Origin of the sequence: Halomicroarcula saliterrae, from assembly GCF_031624395.1 — an archaeon.
Taxonomy (GTDB): Archaea; Halobacteriota; Halobacteria; order Halobacteriales; family Haloarculaceae; genus Haloarcula; species Haloarcula saliterrae.
Genome location: NZ_JAMQON010000002.1, coordinates 522,475 through 536,538, shown reverse-complemented (window position 1 = coordinate 536,538; position 14,064 = coordinate 522,475). Strand labels below are relative to the sequence as shown.

The 14,064-nt window shown below is 66.8% G+C and carries 15 protein-coding genes; 10 read left to right on the top strand and 5 right to left on the bottom strand.

Annotation, left to right across the window (positions count from 1 at the left end):
• Position 1 precedes the first annotated feature (1 nt).
• From NDI56_RS10755 to NDI56_RS10740, 4 genes are all read left to right on the top strand, one after another.
• Positions 2-976 (top strand): carbohydrate ABC transporter permease, encoded by a 975-nt coding sequence (locus NDI56_RS10755; RefSeq protein ID WP_310919516.1) that lies wholly within the window; start codon positions 2-4, stop codon positions 974-976.
• Positions 976-1,938: a carbohydrate ABC transporter permease gene (locus tag NDI56_RS10750; RefSeq protein WP_310919515.1), complete on the top strand. Its 963-nt coding sequence runs from the start codon at positions 976-978 to the stop codon at positions 1,936-1,938. The genes NDI56_RS10755 and NDI56_RS10750 overlap by 1 nt, the downstream gene beginning before the upstream one ends.
• Before the next feature lie 16 nt (positions 1,939-1,954).
• Positions 1,955-3,331 carry an ABC transporter ATP-binding protein gene (locus tag NDI56_RS10745; RefSeq protein WP_310919514.1) on the top strand — a complete coding sequence of 459 codons (1,377 nt, stop codon included), beginning with the start codon at positions 1,955-1,957 and terminating at the stop codon, positions 3,329-3,331.
• Between the two features lie 79 nt (positions 3,332-3,410).
• On the top strand, positions 3,411-3,737 hold the full coding sequence (locus NDI56_RS10740; RefSeq protein ID WP_310919513.1) for a DUF7130 family rubredoxin-like protein: 327 nt from the start codon (positions 3,411-3,413) through the stop codon (positions 3,735-3,737).
• 20 nt (positions 3,738-3,757) lie between these two features.
• On the opposite strand, the gene NDI56_RS10735 is transcribed toward NDI56_RS10740, so the two are convergent.
• The gene (locus NDI56_RS10735; protein ID WP_310919637.1) at positions 3,758-4,276 is read right to left on the bottom strand and encodes a magnesium transporter; all 519 of its coding nucleotides are present in this window, start codon (positions 4,274-4,276) and stop codon (positions 3,758-3,760) included.
• A gap of 43 nt (positions 4,277-4,319) precedes the next feature.
• Positions 4,320-4,898 carry a magnesium transporter gene (locus tag NDI56_RS10730; protein WP_310919512.1) on the bottom strand — a complete coding sequence of 193 codons (579 nt, stop codon included), beginning with the start codon at positions 4,896-4,898 and terminating at the stop codon, positions 4,320-4,322.
• Positions 4,899-5,291: 393 nt separating this feature from the next.
• Between NDI56_RS10730 and surE the strand changes: the two genes are divergently transcribed.
• The 4 genes from surE to NDI56_RS10710 all read left to right on the top strand — a co-directional run bounded on the left by surE (position 5,292) and on the right by NDI56_RS10710 (position 8,023).
• On the top strand, positions 5,292-6,176 hold the full coding sequence (surE, locus tag NDI56_RS10725; RefSeq protein ID WP_310919511.1) for a 5'/3'-nucleotidase SurE: 885 nt from the start codon (positions 5,292-5,294) through the stop codon (positions 6,174-6,176).
• A 159-nt stretch (positions 6,177-6,335) separates the two neighbouring features.
• Entirely contained in the window at positions 6,336-7,235 is a 900-nt protein-coding gene (locus tag NDI56_RS10720; protein WP_310919510.1) for a CPBP family glutamic-type intramembrane protease, read from the top strand.
• 156 nt (positions 7,236-7,391) lie between these two features.
• A complete protein-coding gene (locus NDI56_RS10715; RefSeq protein WP_310919509.1) occupies positions 7,392-7,736 on the top strand; it encodes a helix-turn-helix domain-containing protein in 345 nt (114 codons plus the stop codon).
• Positions 7,736-8,023, top strand: a complete 288-nt coding sequence (locus tag NDI56_RS10710) for a DUF7521 family protein (protein ID WP_310919508.1) — start codon at positions 7,736-7,738, stop codon at positions 8,021-8,023. The genes NDI56_RS10715 and NDI56_RS10710 overlap by 1 nt, the downstream gene beginning before the upstream one ends.
• A 19-nt stretch (positions 8,024-8,042) precedes the next feature.
• On the opposite strand, the gene NDI56_RS10705 is transcribed toward NDI56_RS10710, so the two are convergent.
• The 3 genes from NDI56_RS10705 to NDI56_RS10695 all read right to left on the bottom strand — a co-directional run bounded on the left by NDI56_RS10705 (position 8,043) and on the right by NDI56_RS10695 (position 11,234).
• Complete coding sequence (locus NDI56_RS10705; RefSeq protein ID WP_310919507.1) at positions 8,043-9,434, bottom strand: signal recognition particle protein Srp54; 1,392 nt, start codon at positions 9,432-9,434, stop codon at positions 8,043-8,045.
• Positions 9,435-9,721: 287 nt separating this feature from the next.
• The gene (locus NDI56_RS10700; protein WP_310919506.1) at positions 9,722-10,534 is read right to left on the bottom strand and encodes a manganese catalase family protein; all 813 of its coding nucleotides are present in this window, start codon (positions 10,532-10,534) and stop codon (positions 9,722-9,724) included.
• 79 nt (positions 10,535-10,613) lie between these two features.
• Positions 10,614-11,234 (bottom strand): methyltransferase domain-containing protein, encoded by a 621-nt coding sequence (locus NDI56_RS10695; protein ID WP_310919505.1) that lies wholly within the window; start codon positions 11,232-11,234, stop codon positions 10,614-10,616.
• 126 nt (positions 11,235-11,360) lie between these two features.
• Between NDI56_RS10695 and ahaH the strand changes: the two genes are divergently transcribed.
• A complete protein-coding gene (gene ahaH, locus NDI56_RS10690) occupies positions 11,361-11,693 on the top strand; it encodes an ATP synthase archaeal subunit H (RefSeq protein ID WP_310919504.1) in 333 nt (110 codons plus the stop codon).
• Positions 11,680-13,923 carry a V-type ATP synthase subunit I gene (locus NDI56_RS10685; RefSeq protein WP_310919503.1) on the top strand — a complete coding sequence of 748 codons (2,244 nt, stop codon included), beginning with the start codon at positions 11,680-11,682 and terminating at the stop codon, positions 13,921-13,923. The genes ahaH and NDI56_RS10685 overlap by 14 nt, the downstream gene beginning before the upstream one ends.
• The last annotated feature ends 141 nt before the right edge of the window (positions 13,924-14,064 follow it).

The window sequence follows — 14,064 nt, the reverse complement described above, 5'->3', positions numbered from 1 at the left end:
GATGGCCACCGAAACCGGAACGGAACGGTCCCTCTCGCTTTCCTCCCCGGGGCGCTGGATTGAGAGCCTGAGCGACACCCAGTTCGCGTACCTGTTGCTGACGCCGTGTCTGATACTCTTCGGTGTCATCGCCTTCTGGCCCCTGTTGCGGACGTTCCAGATGTCGCTGCACGCCGACCTGTTGTACGGCCCAGAGCGCATCGGGCCCTTCGTCGGGCTGCAGAACTACGTCGAACTCCTCACCGGGGAGCGAAACGCCGCCTTGCCCCGCCCCTTCTTCGACCCGAGCCAGATATTCACGAGCGCGTTAACGGTGACCGTCATCTTCACCGTCGTGAGCGTCTTCTTCGAGACGGTGCTGGGCTTCGGCCAGGCGCTCATCCTCAACCAGGAGTTCCGGGGCCGGCGCTGGGCGCGGGTCGCTATCATCCTCCCGTGGGCGGTGCCCATCGTCATCCAGGGGATGATCTTCTTCCTCCTCTTCCAGCCGACCATCGGCTTCCTCGTGGAGCCGCTGAACCAGCTCGGCGTCTTCTCGTCGACGCCACAGGCAAACAGCGTCGACTCGCTCATCATCGTCATCGTCGCCGACGTCTGGAAGACCTCGGCGTTCATGGCGCTCATCATCCTGGCGGGGCTCCAGAGCATCGACCGGTCGCTGTACGACGTCGCAGACGTGGCCGGCGCCTCGAAGTTCGAGCGCTTCCGGACCATCACGCTGCCGCTCGTGCTCCCGTCGGTACTGGTCGCGATGCTGTTCCGGACCATCGGCGCGATGCGGGTGTTCGGCCTCATCGAGACCGTCTCCTCGTGTAGCACCGTGCCGTCGCTGTCCTGTCTGGTCGTCCAGGCCTTCAGCTCCAGCCGGTACGCGTCGGCCGCGACGGTGGCGTTCGTGACGGCGGCCATCATCGGTCTCGTCGTCTCCGTCTACATCGTGAAGTTCGCCGACGTTGAGGGGGCAGGTGGTTTCTGATGGGTGCCGAGACCGGTCGAGGGACCACCACTGGGGCCGAGGACGAGGACAAGAACTTCGTCCAGCAATGGGCCAGCGGCAGCATCTCGAACCCGGAACGGACCTACAAGGTGCTGTTCTACATCGTCGCCATCTCGTTTCTGGTGACGACGCTGTTCCCGTTCTACTGGCTCGCGGTCGTCGCGCTGACGCCACAGGGGAACCTGACCGACGTCGGTCTGTTGCCCAACGGCTTCAACCCTAGCGCGTTCGTCGAGGTGTTCACCACGGTGCCGTTCCACATCTACATGCTGAACAGCCTCATCATCGGCCTGTTGACGACGGCGCTGGTTTTGCTGCTGGCGAGTCTCGCGGGCTACGCCTTCGGGCGCTTCGAGTTCCCGGGGCGGACCCCGCTCATGCTCATCTTTCTCGCCATCAGCTACTTCCCCCCGGCGGCGTTCCTGCTGCCGCTGTTCGAGCTGTTCACCGCGAACATCACGTTCTTCACGCTACCCGGCGGGACCGAAGTCACGAGCCCGATGCTGTTCAACGGGCCCGGCGCGATGGTGTTACCCTACAGCGCCCTCTTCCTCCCGCTGTCTATCTTCATCCTGACGACGTTCTACAGCCAGATTCCGGACGGGTTAGAGGACGCCGCCCGCATCGAGGGCAACACCCGTCTGGGCGCGCTGTTCAAAGTCATCATGCCGCTGTCGGCCCCCGGTGTCGCCACCGCGGGCGTGCTGACGTTCATCGCCGTCTACAACGAGTACTTCTTCGCCTTCCTGATGACCGACGGCCGCGCCCAGAACTGGGGCACCATCGTCTGGGGGTTGCTCAGCTACCAGGGCCGGTTCCAGACCTCGTACAACCTCATGGCCGCGGCGAGCCTGGTGGGGGTCGTTCCCATCGCCATCCTCGTCGTCATCGCACAGGAGAAGATTGTCAGCGGCCTGACCGCTGGCGGACTCAAAGAATGACACGGAGAGACCACTAATGGGAGACGTAACCTTCGACGACGTTCGGAAGGAGTACGACGATACGACTGCAGTCGAGGGCCTCGACCTCGAAATCGAGGACGGCGAGTTCGTCACGCTCGTCGGGCCTTCGGGCTGTGGGAAGTCCACCTCGCTCGAAACGGTGGCGGGGCTGACCGAACCCACCAGCGGGGCCGTCTACATCGACGGCGAGAACGTGACGGGGCTGCCGCCGAAAGACCGCGACATCGCGATGGTGTTCCAGAACATCGCGCTGTTTCCCCACATGGACGTCTACGACAACATCAGCTACGGCCTGCGCCTGCGGGACACCGACAGTGACGAGGTCGACCGCCGGGTCGACGAGGCCGCCGAGATGGTCCAGATGCAGGGGATGTTAGACCGCATGCCCGACGAGATGTCCGGCGGGCAGCAACAGCGCGTCGCCATCGCCCGCGCCATCGTCCGCGAGCCGGCGGTGTTCCTGATGGACGAGCCGCTGGCCAACTTGGACGCCAAGCTCCGGGTCCACATGCGGACCCAGCTACAGGAGCTCCACCGGAAACTGGGCACCACCATCATCTACGTCACCCACAACCAGGAGGAGGCGATGACGATGTCCAGCCGCATCGCGGTGATGAACGAGGGGGAGCTCCAGCAGTTCGACGAACCGCTGGAGTGTTACTACCGACCGAAGAACCGCTTTGTCGCCGGGTTCATCGGGTCGCCGTCGATGAACTTTATCGAGGGTCGGCTCACCGACGAGGGCGTCGAGACGGACCACTTCACCCTCGCTGTCGACCGCGACCTGCCCGGGACCCAGGCCGGCCAGCCCGTCACCGTCGGCGTCCGGCCGGAGGACATCACCATCGCCGAGCGGGCGACCTTCGAGACGGACTCCGGGCCGGTCGACGTGCAGGACGCGAGCGAGATGGACGGGACGTACTCCGACCCCATCGAGGTCATCACTGACGTGCTGGAACCGGTCGGGGACGACATCTTCGTCTACACCCGCTTTCCCGAACAGGCCGCGCGCGGTGGGTCGGTCGCTGCGTCGGGGGAGCCAGACGAGGGCCGGGCGGGGAGCGACGCGGCCAGCACGGCCGGTCCGGTGGCCAGCGCCGAAGGCGAGACGGGGCCGGCCAGTTCGGACGCCGGCGACGACAGCGGCTCGGTCGAGGCCGGCGAGAACACGAGTGAGGAACGCCTCCTGATGAGCATTCCGCCGATGCCGGATATGTCGACCTACGAGGCCGAGGGCCAGCGCACTGAAATCGTGCTGAATCGCGAGATGGTCCACCTCTTCGACGGCGAGACCGGCGAGGCCATCACACACGGGCTCACACCCGAGGCAGCCAGCGACCGCGGGGAGTCCGCCACGGCCGAGAGCGACTGACGAAACTCCATCCGCTCGGCCGTGGCGGCTTGCAGCTCCAAGCGTCAGGACTGCACCGACGGGGACGGTAAGCCAGCCGATGGAAGACACCAACTCGACGTCTTCGGAGGACGTCTCGGTCCAGCGCAACGAGGAGATATACAACGACGACGGCGTGCTCGTCGGTATCGTCGGCGACGCCACCGAAGAGGGGTTCAGGGTCGAGACGGTGGCCGATGCGACCGTCGAACACGGCGACGCGGCGACGACCGACGAGGAGACCCCCGGCCAGGAGTTCGGCGAGGGCTACATCATGTGGCGCTGCACGGAGTGTGGCGAGATGGGCGAACTCGACGACGGCCTCCCGGCGGAGTGTCCCAACTGCGGCGCGCCGAAGGAGGCCCTCGCGACCCAGCGGGAGGACTGACCCACCGCGGCGCGCGCAAGCTACACCAGTAGCCGCACGACGCCAAAGAGCACGAGCACGCCCAGCACGTCACAGACGTTCGTCACGACGGGGATGACCACGTCGTCGGGGTCCAGCTCGAACCGGTAGGCCGCGTAGGTCGTTATCGTCGTGACGGCGACGGCCAGCGCCGCCAGCACGACGCCGCTGGTCAGCGCGACCGCGACCACCATCGGGAGCGTGAGGCGAGCTGTTGACAGCGCTGTCTGCAACAGCCACGCGCCGGCGCCCACGAGCGGGAAGACGGTGACAGCCAGCGCGATGGTGGCGACCGCGTTGCCCGCCAGCCGCTCGTCGTCGGCGTCGAAGGAGAGCAGCCCCAGATGCAGCGCCGTCGACAGGCGCGCCGCGAGGATGCTCCCCAGATTGCCGGCCATCCCGATGGTGACCGGGACGAGCACGAGCAGCGTCGGGTAGCGAAGCAGCGTCGACTCGAACGTATCGAGGACGATGCCGCTCCCGAGTTCGATGGCCGTCAACACGATCAGCACCGGCAGCATCCGGCGGACGATGCCCCGCACCGTCCACGCCGACGCCGCCACGCTACCCGCCCCCCAGCGCGAGGACGAGGCGAGTCGCCACCAGCAGCGTCGCGATACCGACCACGTCGCCCGTCGTCGTCACCACCGGCCCCGCCAGCGTGTCCGGGTTCAGCCCGCGCCGGTAGCCCACGAACACCACGCTGACGACCGCGACGGTCAGCAGGACGCCCGAGATTACCCCGGCCAGCAGGGCGATGGCCACCAGCGTCGACAGCGGGGCCGACGGTCGACCCAGCGCTCCGAGCAGGGCGACCGCCAGTACCGCGGCGATGCCGCTGACCATGACGCCGTTTGCCAGTGCCGCCGCCACGGCCGCGTTCACGCGCTCGTCGTCCGTCGAAAACGTCGGCTCGACGAGCCCCTGATGGAGCGCCGACCCCAGCCGCGCCCCCAGCGAGCCGTAGACGTTCCCCCGCGTCGCCAGCAGCGCCGGGACCAGCACGAGCAACCCCGCGACCCGCTCCAGTTCCGCGTCCATTCCGCCCAGCACGACCCCCGCGAAGAGTCCGCCGGCGGCACTGAGTGCCAACACGGGCAGTGACTCCCGGTAGGCCTCCTCGGCCACCTCGCGGACGGTCATTACGACACTCAAGCGTATCCAGTCGCAAAAAGAACCCGTGTTTGGCGCCGTCGCAGATGTGGGTGTTCGTATCGGCGAGACCGCTATGGCTTCTGCCTCTTCCGCTGCCAATTCCGAGAGCCAGAAAGCCCCGACCCGTTCGACTCGGGGGGCTCGCTGTGCTCCTCGCCTCCCGGTGGTCGGCTCCGGTGCTTACCTCGCCCGCCTTCGCCGAACGGGTCGCCCCTTTCAGTCCACCCGTAGCCGGCTGGTCAATCAGCGCTGGATGGGACTGAAAGGGGCCGGGGGCTTTCTGGCTGTTCACAGTGACACGTACTGCACCGATACCGTCGTTTCAAACGACCGCTACTAGCGACCGAAGTGTTCACACGGGCTGACTCCTATCTACCCCTAATGAAGGAGCCGCGGGTCCTGCTGACGAACGACGACGGTATCGACGCGCCCGGACTGGCCAGCTGCTACGAGGAACTCACCGCGTTCGCGGACGTGACAGTGGTCGCGCCGATGGAGAACCAGAGCGGTGTCGGACGGACCCGGAGTCACCGCACGGCCCGCGAGAGCCACCCGTGGGGGTACGCGCTCGACGGGACGCCGGCCGACTGCGTGGCCTACGGGCTGCGCGGGCTGGACGAGCCGTTCGACCTGGTGGTCTCTGGCTGTAACCACGGCCCCAACGCCGGCAACTACGTCGTCGGCCGCTCGGGAACGGTCGGGGCCTGCGTCGAAGCGGGCTTTCTCGGGACACCCGGCGTCGCCGTCTCGGCGTACCACTGCGAGGACTTCTTCGTCCACCCCGCGGACGACTACGACTTCGACCGACCGGCCCGGGTCATGAGCGAGGTGGTCGTCCGGGCGCTCTCGGGCGATATCTTCGACACCGCCGACTTCCTGAACCTGAACGTTCCGGTCGACGTGGCCGACCCCGAAATGGTCCTGACTGAACCCTACCACGACTACGACCTGCAGGTCGAACACGAGACCGAGACGGCCGTCGACGAGCAGGCCAACCAGGGCACCGTCGGCGACATCGCGCTGCGCGACGTGGTCTGGCCCGACACCGCGGGCTGGGAGAACCCCTTCGAGAGCGACACCGACCTCGCCGAACGCTACCCGGAAGGCAGCGACCGCCGGGCCATTATCAACGGCGCAGTCAGCCTCTCGCCGCTGACGGCGCCTGCGGTCGGTGTACAGTCGGGCGCACTCGACGGGCTGGTCGGGGAGTTCAACGAGAGCGAGGCGGCCCGCGAGCGCGCGGCCCGAGCGGACGACCGCGAGTGAGCGTGACCGCGCTCGCTGGCCCAGCGACCACACGGTGACGCCGGAGGCGACAGTGCCGGGTGCGTCTCACGCACCAGCTCATAAACCCCGTCGAGTGTTTCAGCGCCTGAGACGCTGCGTGGTCGCCTATCCGGCGGCCGCGCGTCTCTCCTAGTGAGGATGGCGACCGATAGCTCCGACGGGCGGCTGGCGGGACTGGCGCACAACTACCCGGCTGGCACCTACTTCGTGCTCGCTATCGCCCTCTCGTGGGCGGTCTGGCTCCCAGCGCTCTCCGCGCTTTCTGGTCCACGGTTCCGGCTCGTCGCGGTCGTCCCGGGGGCGTTCGGTCCGCTGGCGGCCGCGGCCGTCGTGACGCGGCTCCGCGGCGGCACCGTCCGCGCGTGGCTCGGTGACGCTGTCATCTGGCCTCCCTCCCGACGGTGGACCGCCCTCGCCGTCGTCGTCCCGGTCGGTATCGCGCTCGCCCTCGTCGCTGTCGCCGTCGCTCTCACCGGCGAGTTCGCCCCCGCGGACCCGGAGCGCGCACTCGCCCTGTTCGGGGTCAACGTCGTGTTCGCCTCGCTCCTGGGGGGCGGGCAGGAGGAGTTCGGCTGGCGCGGCTTCGCGCTCCCGCACCTGCAGGCCAGATTCGACGCACTGACGGCGAGTCTCATCGTCGGCGCCGTCTGGGCGCTCTGGCACGCTCCGATGTTCTACTTCGGCGTCTACGGCGAGCAACCGGCGCTGTACGCCGCGGGAGTCCTCGCCTACGCCATCGTGTTCACCTGGTACTACAACAGCTCCGGCGGCGACCTCCTCGGTGTCGTGGTCATGCACGGGACGCTCAACGCCGCCGCGGGACTGCTGGTGATGCTCGTCGGGGAGAGCAGTAGCCTGCCGGTCCCGTACGAGGCCCTGCTGGCGGCGGGGTTCTGGACCGTCGCCCTCGCGGTGCTCGTCCGACACGGGCGGGAGACGCTCGCCAGCGGCGCTGCAATCGGACCGGACTGGTCCGAGCCCGGCCCTGGACAGCACCGCCCGGCAGCGACCCGGTCGCCCTCCGGGGACGACGACTGAACTTACCGCTCGCCGTCAGCGACAGGGACAACTTCGGCCGACCGGTCCGCGTGCTGAGCGAGGTGGTCATCGGAGCGCGACTGACGCTGCTACGGCGTTCGCTGGTCCAGCGAACGCAGGTGGGTGCTTTTTATCTCGCCCTCTCAACGACGAATCGTGGCCGACGACCCCGCTGCCGTGTTCGCCCTCCTCGACGACGAGTACGCGCGTTCGCTCTTGGCGGCCACGAGCCACGAACCCATGACCGCACCTGCTCTGAGCGACGAGTGCGAGATGTCGCTCTCGACCGTGTACCGCCGACTGGAAGCCCTCGAAGCGGTTGGCCTCGTCGACGCCGAGGTCGTCCCCGACCCGGATGGCGACCACCGGAAACGCTACGAGGCCCAGTTAGACGAACTGCTCGTCTCGCTTGACGACGGGAGCTTCGACGTGAGTCTCCGGACGAAATCGACGACCGCGGAGTTCGCCGACGCCTTCACCGACCTCTGGGAGGGGCTGTAATGGCCGGGGTCAGTGTACTCCTCGTCGCACAGGCCCTCGCTCTCCTGTCGTTGCTGGTCGGGCTCGTCATCTTCTCGCTCGCGCTCTACGGCTACCGACGCAACGACAGCCGGGCGATGCTGGCGCTCGGGTGTGGCATCGCGATGCTGACCGTGGTGAGCACCATCGCCACTATCCTCGCCGCTCGTCTCTTCGGTGGGAGGCTGGCCCCGGTTGGCAGTGAGGCCGCCGAACTCGTCGGGATGTGTCTGATACTGTACGCCATCGTCCTCGCCCGGAGAGAATAGCGCGCACGGACTCGCCGGCTCAGAACGGCCCCATACCGCCCATACCCCCCATTCCGCCGCCGCCCTCGCCCTGCTGCATCTGCTTCATCATCCGCTCCATGTCGCCGTCGCCCATCCCCTGGAACTGCTTTAGCATCTGGGACATCTGCTTGTGCTGTTCGAGCAGCTCCCGGACCCGCTCCTCGGGCTTGCCCGAGCCGTGGCAGATGCGCTCGGTGCGGGACTGCCCGATGACACGGGGGTTCTCCAGTTCCTCCTCGGTCATCGAGTCCATGATGACGTCGAAATCGCGCATCCGCTCCTGGGTCACGTCCATGGCGTCGTCGGGCAGCTGGTCCATGAGCCCGCCGCCCATGCCGGGAATCATGTCCATCACCTGGTCGAGGGGCCCCATGTTGTTCATCGTCTCCATCTGCTTGCGCATGTCCTTCAGCGTGAACTGCCCCTCCAGCATGTCCTCCGGGTCCCAGTCCTCTTCGTCCTCGCCGGTCGCCTCCATCGCCCGCTCGACGCGCTCGGTGAGCTGTTTCAGGTCGCCCATCCCGAGCAGCCGCGAGATGAAGCCGGAGGGCTCGAAGCGCTCGATGTCCTTGACCGTCTCACCCGAACCGAGGAAGGCGATGGTGGAGTCGGTCTCGTCGACGGCGGCCAGCGCGCCCCCACCTTTCGCCGTCCCGTCCAGTTTGGTGATGACGACGCCGTCGATGCCGATCGCGTCCTGGAAGTCGGCGGCCTGGCTCTTGGCGCTCTGGCCCATCGCCGCGTCGAGCACCAGCAGGTTCCGGTCGGGCCGAACCTCGTCCTCGATGCGCTCTATCTGCTCGATGAGCTCCTCGTTCAGCCCGTCACGACCCGCCGTGTCCACGATGCGAACGTCGGCCTCCTCGGTCGCGGCGAGCCCCTCGCGGGCGATCGTGACGGGGTCGTCCTCGTCGGGGTCGCCGTAGAAGTCGACCTCCGCGCGCTCGGCCATCTCCTTCGACTGGTCGTAGGCGCCGGGCCGGTCGGTGTCTGTCTGGATGATGGCCGGGCGCAGGCCTTTGGTCGAGAACCACCACGCCATCTTCGCCGCCGTCGTCGTCTTCCCCGACCCGTAGAGGCCGGCGAGCATGATGGTCTGCTCTTCGAGCGGGAGGTCGGTGGACTCGCCGACCAGTTCGACCAGCTCCTCGTAGACGATGCGGAGCACCCAGTCCCGCGGCGTGGTGCCCGCCGGCGGCTCCTCGTCCAGCGCGCGCGTCTTGATGTTGTTCGACAGCTCCTGGACCAGCGCGACGTCGACGTCGGCCTGCAACAGCGACCGCTGTATCTCCTTGACGATGTCCTCGATGTCCTCCTCGGAGATGCGGGACTTCCCTCGCAGGTTGTCCAGCGTGCCCCGGAGAGAGCTCCCGAGATTGTCGAGTACCATTGTTACGGGTACGTACACCGCCACGCGGGTAAAGGCTTACCAACGACCTTTTTCCCGGTCGCCCTTCCTCGCGGCGCGAAGCGCCGCTGTGGGAGGGCTCCCGGCAAAAACGTCGATGAAAAAGGGCCGGAATCTCGCTCCGCTCGATTCCGGGGAACCCGCTCGCACGCGGCGAGCGGGACATTCTCAGGCCGGCCTGCCCTTCCCCGGGTCGCGGCCCGTCGGCCGCTCCCGGCCACTGCGACAGCAACTAACCGCCGGTCTGTCTCTCCGCTCCGCGGCGCCGGTCAGTTGACCTCGTTGTACATCTCGTCTATCATCTCGTCGAGGTCCGGGCTGCCGCCGCCGGGCTGCTGGGGCGTGTAGCTGAACTCGCCCTTTCCGTCCGGGGCGTCGCCCTGCGTCCAGGGCTGGTCAGGGTCCTCGCGCTCCTCGCGGGCGGTGGACATGAACGTGTAGTTGTACTCCTGATTCTCCTTTTCCTGGTCGAAGCTGTTCGGGACGGGCCGGTGCTCGCCGAGCGCTTCGAGCGCGGCGTGCCACTGGTTCTGGTGCATCGTGTCCCGGGCGATGAGATACTCCAGCATGTCCTTCATCCCGGGGTCGTCGGTGAACTCGTAGAGCCGCGTCGCGAGCAGTCGCCCGGTCGACTCGGCCATGATGTTCGCGTACATGTCGGCCGCGAGGTTGCCGGAGGCGACGACGTAGTTCCCCGAGAACGGGACCCCGTTGCTGTCGACCGGCATCGCGTGTAACCCGGACGAGAGGGCCTGTCGGGGCTGGCCCGAGCGCAGCATCTCGTCGATGACGGCGTCCTCGCGAGCGGCCTCGCGGGCTTCGTCGGAGGCGCCTTCGAGGTTCTTCGACACCGCGGTCGCGAGCATCTCGATGTGGCCCAGCTCCTCGGTCGCCGTCTCCATCAGGAACTGCCGCATCTCCGCTTTCTCCGCGGGGATGGCGAACGCCTGGAACATGTACTGCAGGGCGACGCGCATCTCCCCCTCGACCCCGCCGATGGCCTGCTGGAGCATCTTCGCGAACTGGGGGTTCGGTTCCTCGACTTCGACCTCGAACTGGAGTTCGTCGTCGTGGTAGAACACGACGGGTAGACAGGGACAGGAGGAGAAAAAGCGGTCTGCCTGCAGTTGCGGGCAGCGGCGGGTCCGCCGCGCTGCTCGGCTACTCGGGCACTTCGGCGATGGTCGTAATCGCCCGCGGACTGCCCGGTCGGGACTGCTGGATGTGGTGTTCGAACTCCTCGAAGCCGGCTTCGGCGAACATCCGGTCGGCCTCCTCCTCGTCGTAGAACAGCATGATGGCGTCGGCCACCTTCTGGAACACGGAGGAGTTGGGGTAGTCGGGACCGACGATGAGGACCTTGCCGCCGGGTTTCGCGATGCGGCGACACTCCTCCAGGGCGTCGACGGGGTTGGGCCAGTACTCGATGGAGCCCGACGACCAGACCGCGTCGAAGCTGTCGTCCTTGAACGGCAGGCGCTCGGCGTCGCCGAGATGGTAGCGCACGCGGCCGTGCTTGCCGAACTTCTGGTAGGCTTTCGAGAGCTGGTGGGTGCTCTGGTCCAGCCCGTAGATACTGTCGACGTGTTCCAGCAGTCCCTCCGTGGCGAACCCGGTGCCACACCCCACGTCGAGGACGCGGTCGTCGGATTCGAGCCCCAGCATGCCGATGGCCTCGTCGCGCATCTGCTCGTTCCAGATAAAGGGGTTTATCTGGTCGTACACCTTCGAGAGGTACTTGTAGAACGTCCGCGCACGAGCTTTGTTCTCGAGGACTCCCATTGGCGGTGCTTGGGCCCAGATAGTGATAATTCCCCGGATTCTGTGGCGAGTCGAGGCGGCGTTTGGCTCCGCGAAAACTTCGCAACTACCAAATAGCCGCTTGGGCTACGTTCGTACGATTAGAAAATGCCACGGCCAGAAGTTCTAGACCGGATAAAGGAGGCCGAGCAGGAGGCCGACGACATCGTCGCCGAGGCCGAGGAAGACCGCGAGGAACGACTCGCGGCGGCCCGCGAGGAGGCCGACGAGATTCGCGAACAGGCACGCGAGGAGGCCGACGCGGCGGCACAGGACCGCCTCGAAGACGCCCGCGACGACATCGAGGCCGAGCGCGAGGAGCTCATCGAACAGGGCGAGAACGCCCGCGAGGAGCTCGAACAGCAGGCCGCCGGCCGCGAGGACGAGGTGGTCGAATACGTCACAGACCTCTTCGAGGAGGCGGTACATGCTCAGACCTGAGAAGATGTGCCGCGTCTCCGTGACGGGGTCGAAACGCGTCATGGACTCTGTCGTCGAGGCGGTCCACGACTTGGATATGCTCCACGTCACGGAGTACGACGGCTCGTGGGACGGCTTCGAGCCCGGCGACCCCGTCGAGGGCGCCGACGAGGCGTCGGACCAGCTCGTCACGGTCCGTGCCCTCGAATCCATCCTCGACGTGGACGCCGAGGACGCCGGCCCGACGCGGCTGGTCACCGACGAGGCCCTCGACGAGGACCTCGAAGCGGTCCGCACGAAGGTCACCGAGCTCGACGACCGGCGCGACGAGCTCCGCGACGACCTCCGGGCCGTCGAAGACCAGATATCGACCATGGAGCCGTTCGTCCAGCTCGGTATCGACCTGGACCTGCTCCGGGGCTACGACACCCTCGCCGTAGAGGTCGGCGAGGGCGACGCCGAGGAAATCGACGGCGCGCTCGGTGACAGCGACATCGAGACCTACGAGCTGTTCTCCGAGGACGGCGTCGTCGCCGTCTTCGCGCGTGCCGACGACGGCGACCTGCAGGACGCGCTGGTCGGCGCGACGTTCTCGGCGCTCGCGGTCCCCGACGGTGACGGTGACCCGACCGAGTTTCTCGAAGAGCTGAACCACCGCAAACAGCAGCTCGAATCGAAGCTCGACACGGTCGAGAACGAGCTCGACGAGCTCCGACTGGACTACGCGGGCTTCCTGCTCGCGGCCGAGGAGAAACTCACCATCGAGGTCCAGAAGGCCGAGGCGCCCCTGACCTTCGCGACGACGGAGAACGCCTTCATCGCCGAGGGGTGGATTCCCGACGACGAGTACGAGCTCTTCGAGCAGCGGGTCGGGACGGCCGTCGGCGAGGCGATCGACATCGAGAAGCTCGAGGTCGCCGCCTACGATAGCGACGGACACGTCCACTCCCACGAGGAGGTCGAGGGCGGTGAGGAGCCAACCGAGGAGGACACCCCACTCACCGACGAGGAGGACGCCGGCCGCGAGGCCGTCGCGGACGGCGGGACGAAACAGGCTGGCGGCGTGGTCACGATGGGCGATTCCAGCCCGCCGGTCATTCAGGACAACCCCGGCGCGGCCCGCCCCTTCGAGGCGCTCGTCGAGGTCGTCAACCGCCCGAAATACGGCGAGTTCGACCCGACGGTCCTCTTTTTCCTGACGTTCCCGGCGTTCTACGGGTTCATGATCGGGGACCTGGGGTACGGGATACTGTACTTCCTAGCCGGTTACGGGCTCTACTCGAAAGCGAGCGGTGACGTGATGAAGAGCCTCGGCGGCGTCGCGATGTGGGCCGGTGGGTTCACAATGCTGTTCGGTGTGCTGTACGGCGAGATATTCGGGCTGCACACTATCTCGAACGTCGTCTGGCCCGCGTTCGGCTTCGAGGGCGCGCCGTTCCACAAGGGGCTCCAGCCCGCATACGGTGACTACGCGCTTGGCTGGCTGATAATTAGCGTGCTGGCCGGGATGGCCCACCTCGCTATCGGGTGGACGCTCGGCTTCGTGAAGAACCTCCAGCACGGGCTCTGGGACGCCATCACCGAGAGCGGCTCGTGGCTCCTGATGCTGTTTGGCTTCTGGGGCTGGGTGTTCAGTGACTTCCCCGCCGGCAGCAAGCCGTACTTCCTCATCGGGAGCGAGGCCGTCTTCAACGGGAACCCGTTCCACCTCGGCTTCGCCGGCTTCTCGTCGACCGTCGGCATCGCCGGGCTGGTGCTGTTCGGCGTCGGTCTGGCGCTCATCGCGACGGCGGACTTCGCGGAGTTCGTGGAGGCCGTCTTCCTGCAGGTGTTCGTCAACGGGCTCTCCTACACCCGACTGGCTGCGGTGCTGCTGGCCAAGGCCGGGATGGCGTTCGTCGTCAACCTGCTGTTCTTCGGTGTCTACATCGTCGAGACGAGCAGTGGTCCCGAGTGGCACTTCGGTATCAACCACTCGCCGGCGTACATGCTCGAACAGGGGACCTACCACGGCCACGAGGTCACGAGCGTCATGTTCCCTGGTCTGATGCACTCGGGCATCGCCGGCGTCGTCGGCGGCCTGCTCGTGCTCGTGCTGGGCCACGCGCTGGTGCTCATCCTCGGTGTGACGAGTGCCGGCCTGCAGGCCGTGCGTCTCGAATACGTGGAGTTCTTCGGGAAGTTCTTCGAGGGCGGCGGCAAGAAGTACAGTCCGTTCGGCTACGAGCGGACGTACACGACCGACGACTGACTGCCGCGGCGTTGCCGCTTCCTTTCGGTGGCTTGCGGACGAAATTTTCACTCGGCGGGTGAGTGGGTGCCACTCACAAACACGGGTATAGGCCCTCCTAAACCGCCCGAACAGCGTCCTGACGAACCGTTTTGGGAACCT

What these genes read in the sequence shown, in the direction of transcription:
- NDI56_RS10755 (WP_310919516.1), top strand. Translation starts at nt 2, where the DNA reads ATGGCCACCGAAACCGGAACGGAACGGTCCCTCTCGCTTTCCTCCCCG.
- NDI56_RS10695 (WP_310919505.1), bottom strand. Translation starts at nt 11,234, where the DNA reads ATGGGAGTCCTCGAGAACAAAGCTCGTGCGCGGACGTTCTACAAGTAC.
- NDI56_RS10710 (WP_310919508.1), top strand. Translation starts at nt 7,736, where the DNA reads ATGGCCGGGGTCAGTGTACTCCTCGTCGCACAGGCCCTCGCTCTCCTG.
- NDI56_RS10740 (WP_310919513.1), top strand. Translation starts at nt 3,411, where the DNA reads ATGGAAGACACCAACTCGACGTCTTCGGAGGACGTCTCGGTCCAGCGC.
- NDI56_RS10745 (WP_310919514.1), top strand. Translation starts at nt 1,955, where the DNA reads ATGGGAGACGTAACCTTCGACGACGTTCGGAAGGAGTACGACGATACG.
- NDI56_RS10685 (WP_310919503.1), top strand. Translation starts at nt 11,680, where the DNA reads ATGCTCAGACCTGAGAAGATGTGCCGCGTCTCCGTGACGGGGTCGAAA.
- ahaH (WP_310919504.1), top strand. Translation starts at nt 11,361, where the DNA reads ATGCCACGGCCAGAAGTTCTAGACCGGATAAAGGAGGCCGAGCAGGAG.
- NDI56_RS10750 (WP_310919515.1), top strand. Translation starts at nt 976, where the DNA reads ATGGGTGCCGAGACCGGTCGAGGGACCACCACTGGGGCCGAGGACGAG.
- NDI56_RS10720 (WP_310919510.1), top strand. Translation starts at nt 6,336, where the DNA reads ATGGCGACCGATAGCTCCGACGGGCGGCTGGCGGGACTGGCGCACAAC.
- NDI56_RS10705 (WP_310919507.1), bottom strand. Translation starts at nt 9,434, where the DNA reads ATGGTACTCGACAATCTCGGGAGCTCTCTCCGGGGCACGCTGGACAAC.
- NDI56_RS10735 (WP_310919637.1), bottom strand. Translation starts at nt 4,276, where the DNA reads ATGCTGCCGGTGCTGATCGTGTTGACGGCCATCGAACTCGGGAGCGGC.
- surE (WP_310919511.1), top strand. Translation starts at nt 5,292, where the DNA reads ATGAAGGAGCCGCGGGTCCTGCTGACGAACGACGACGGTATCGACGCG.
- NDI56_RS10730 (WP_310919512.1), bottom strand. Translation starts at nt 4,898, where the DNA reads ATGACCGTCCGCGAGGTGGCCGAGGAGGCCTACCGGGAGTCACTGCCC.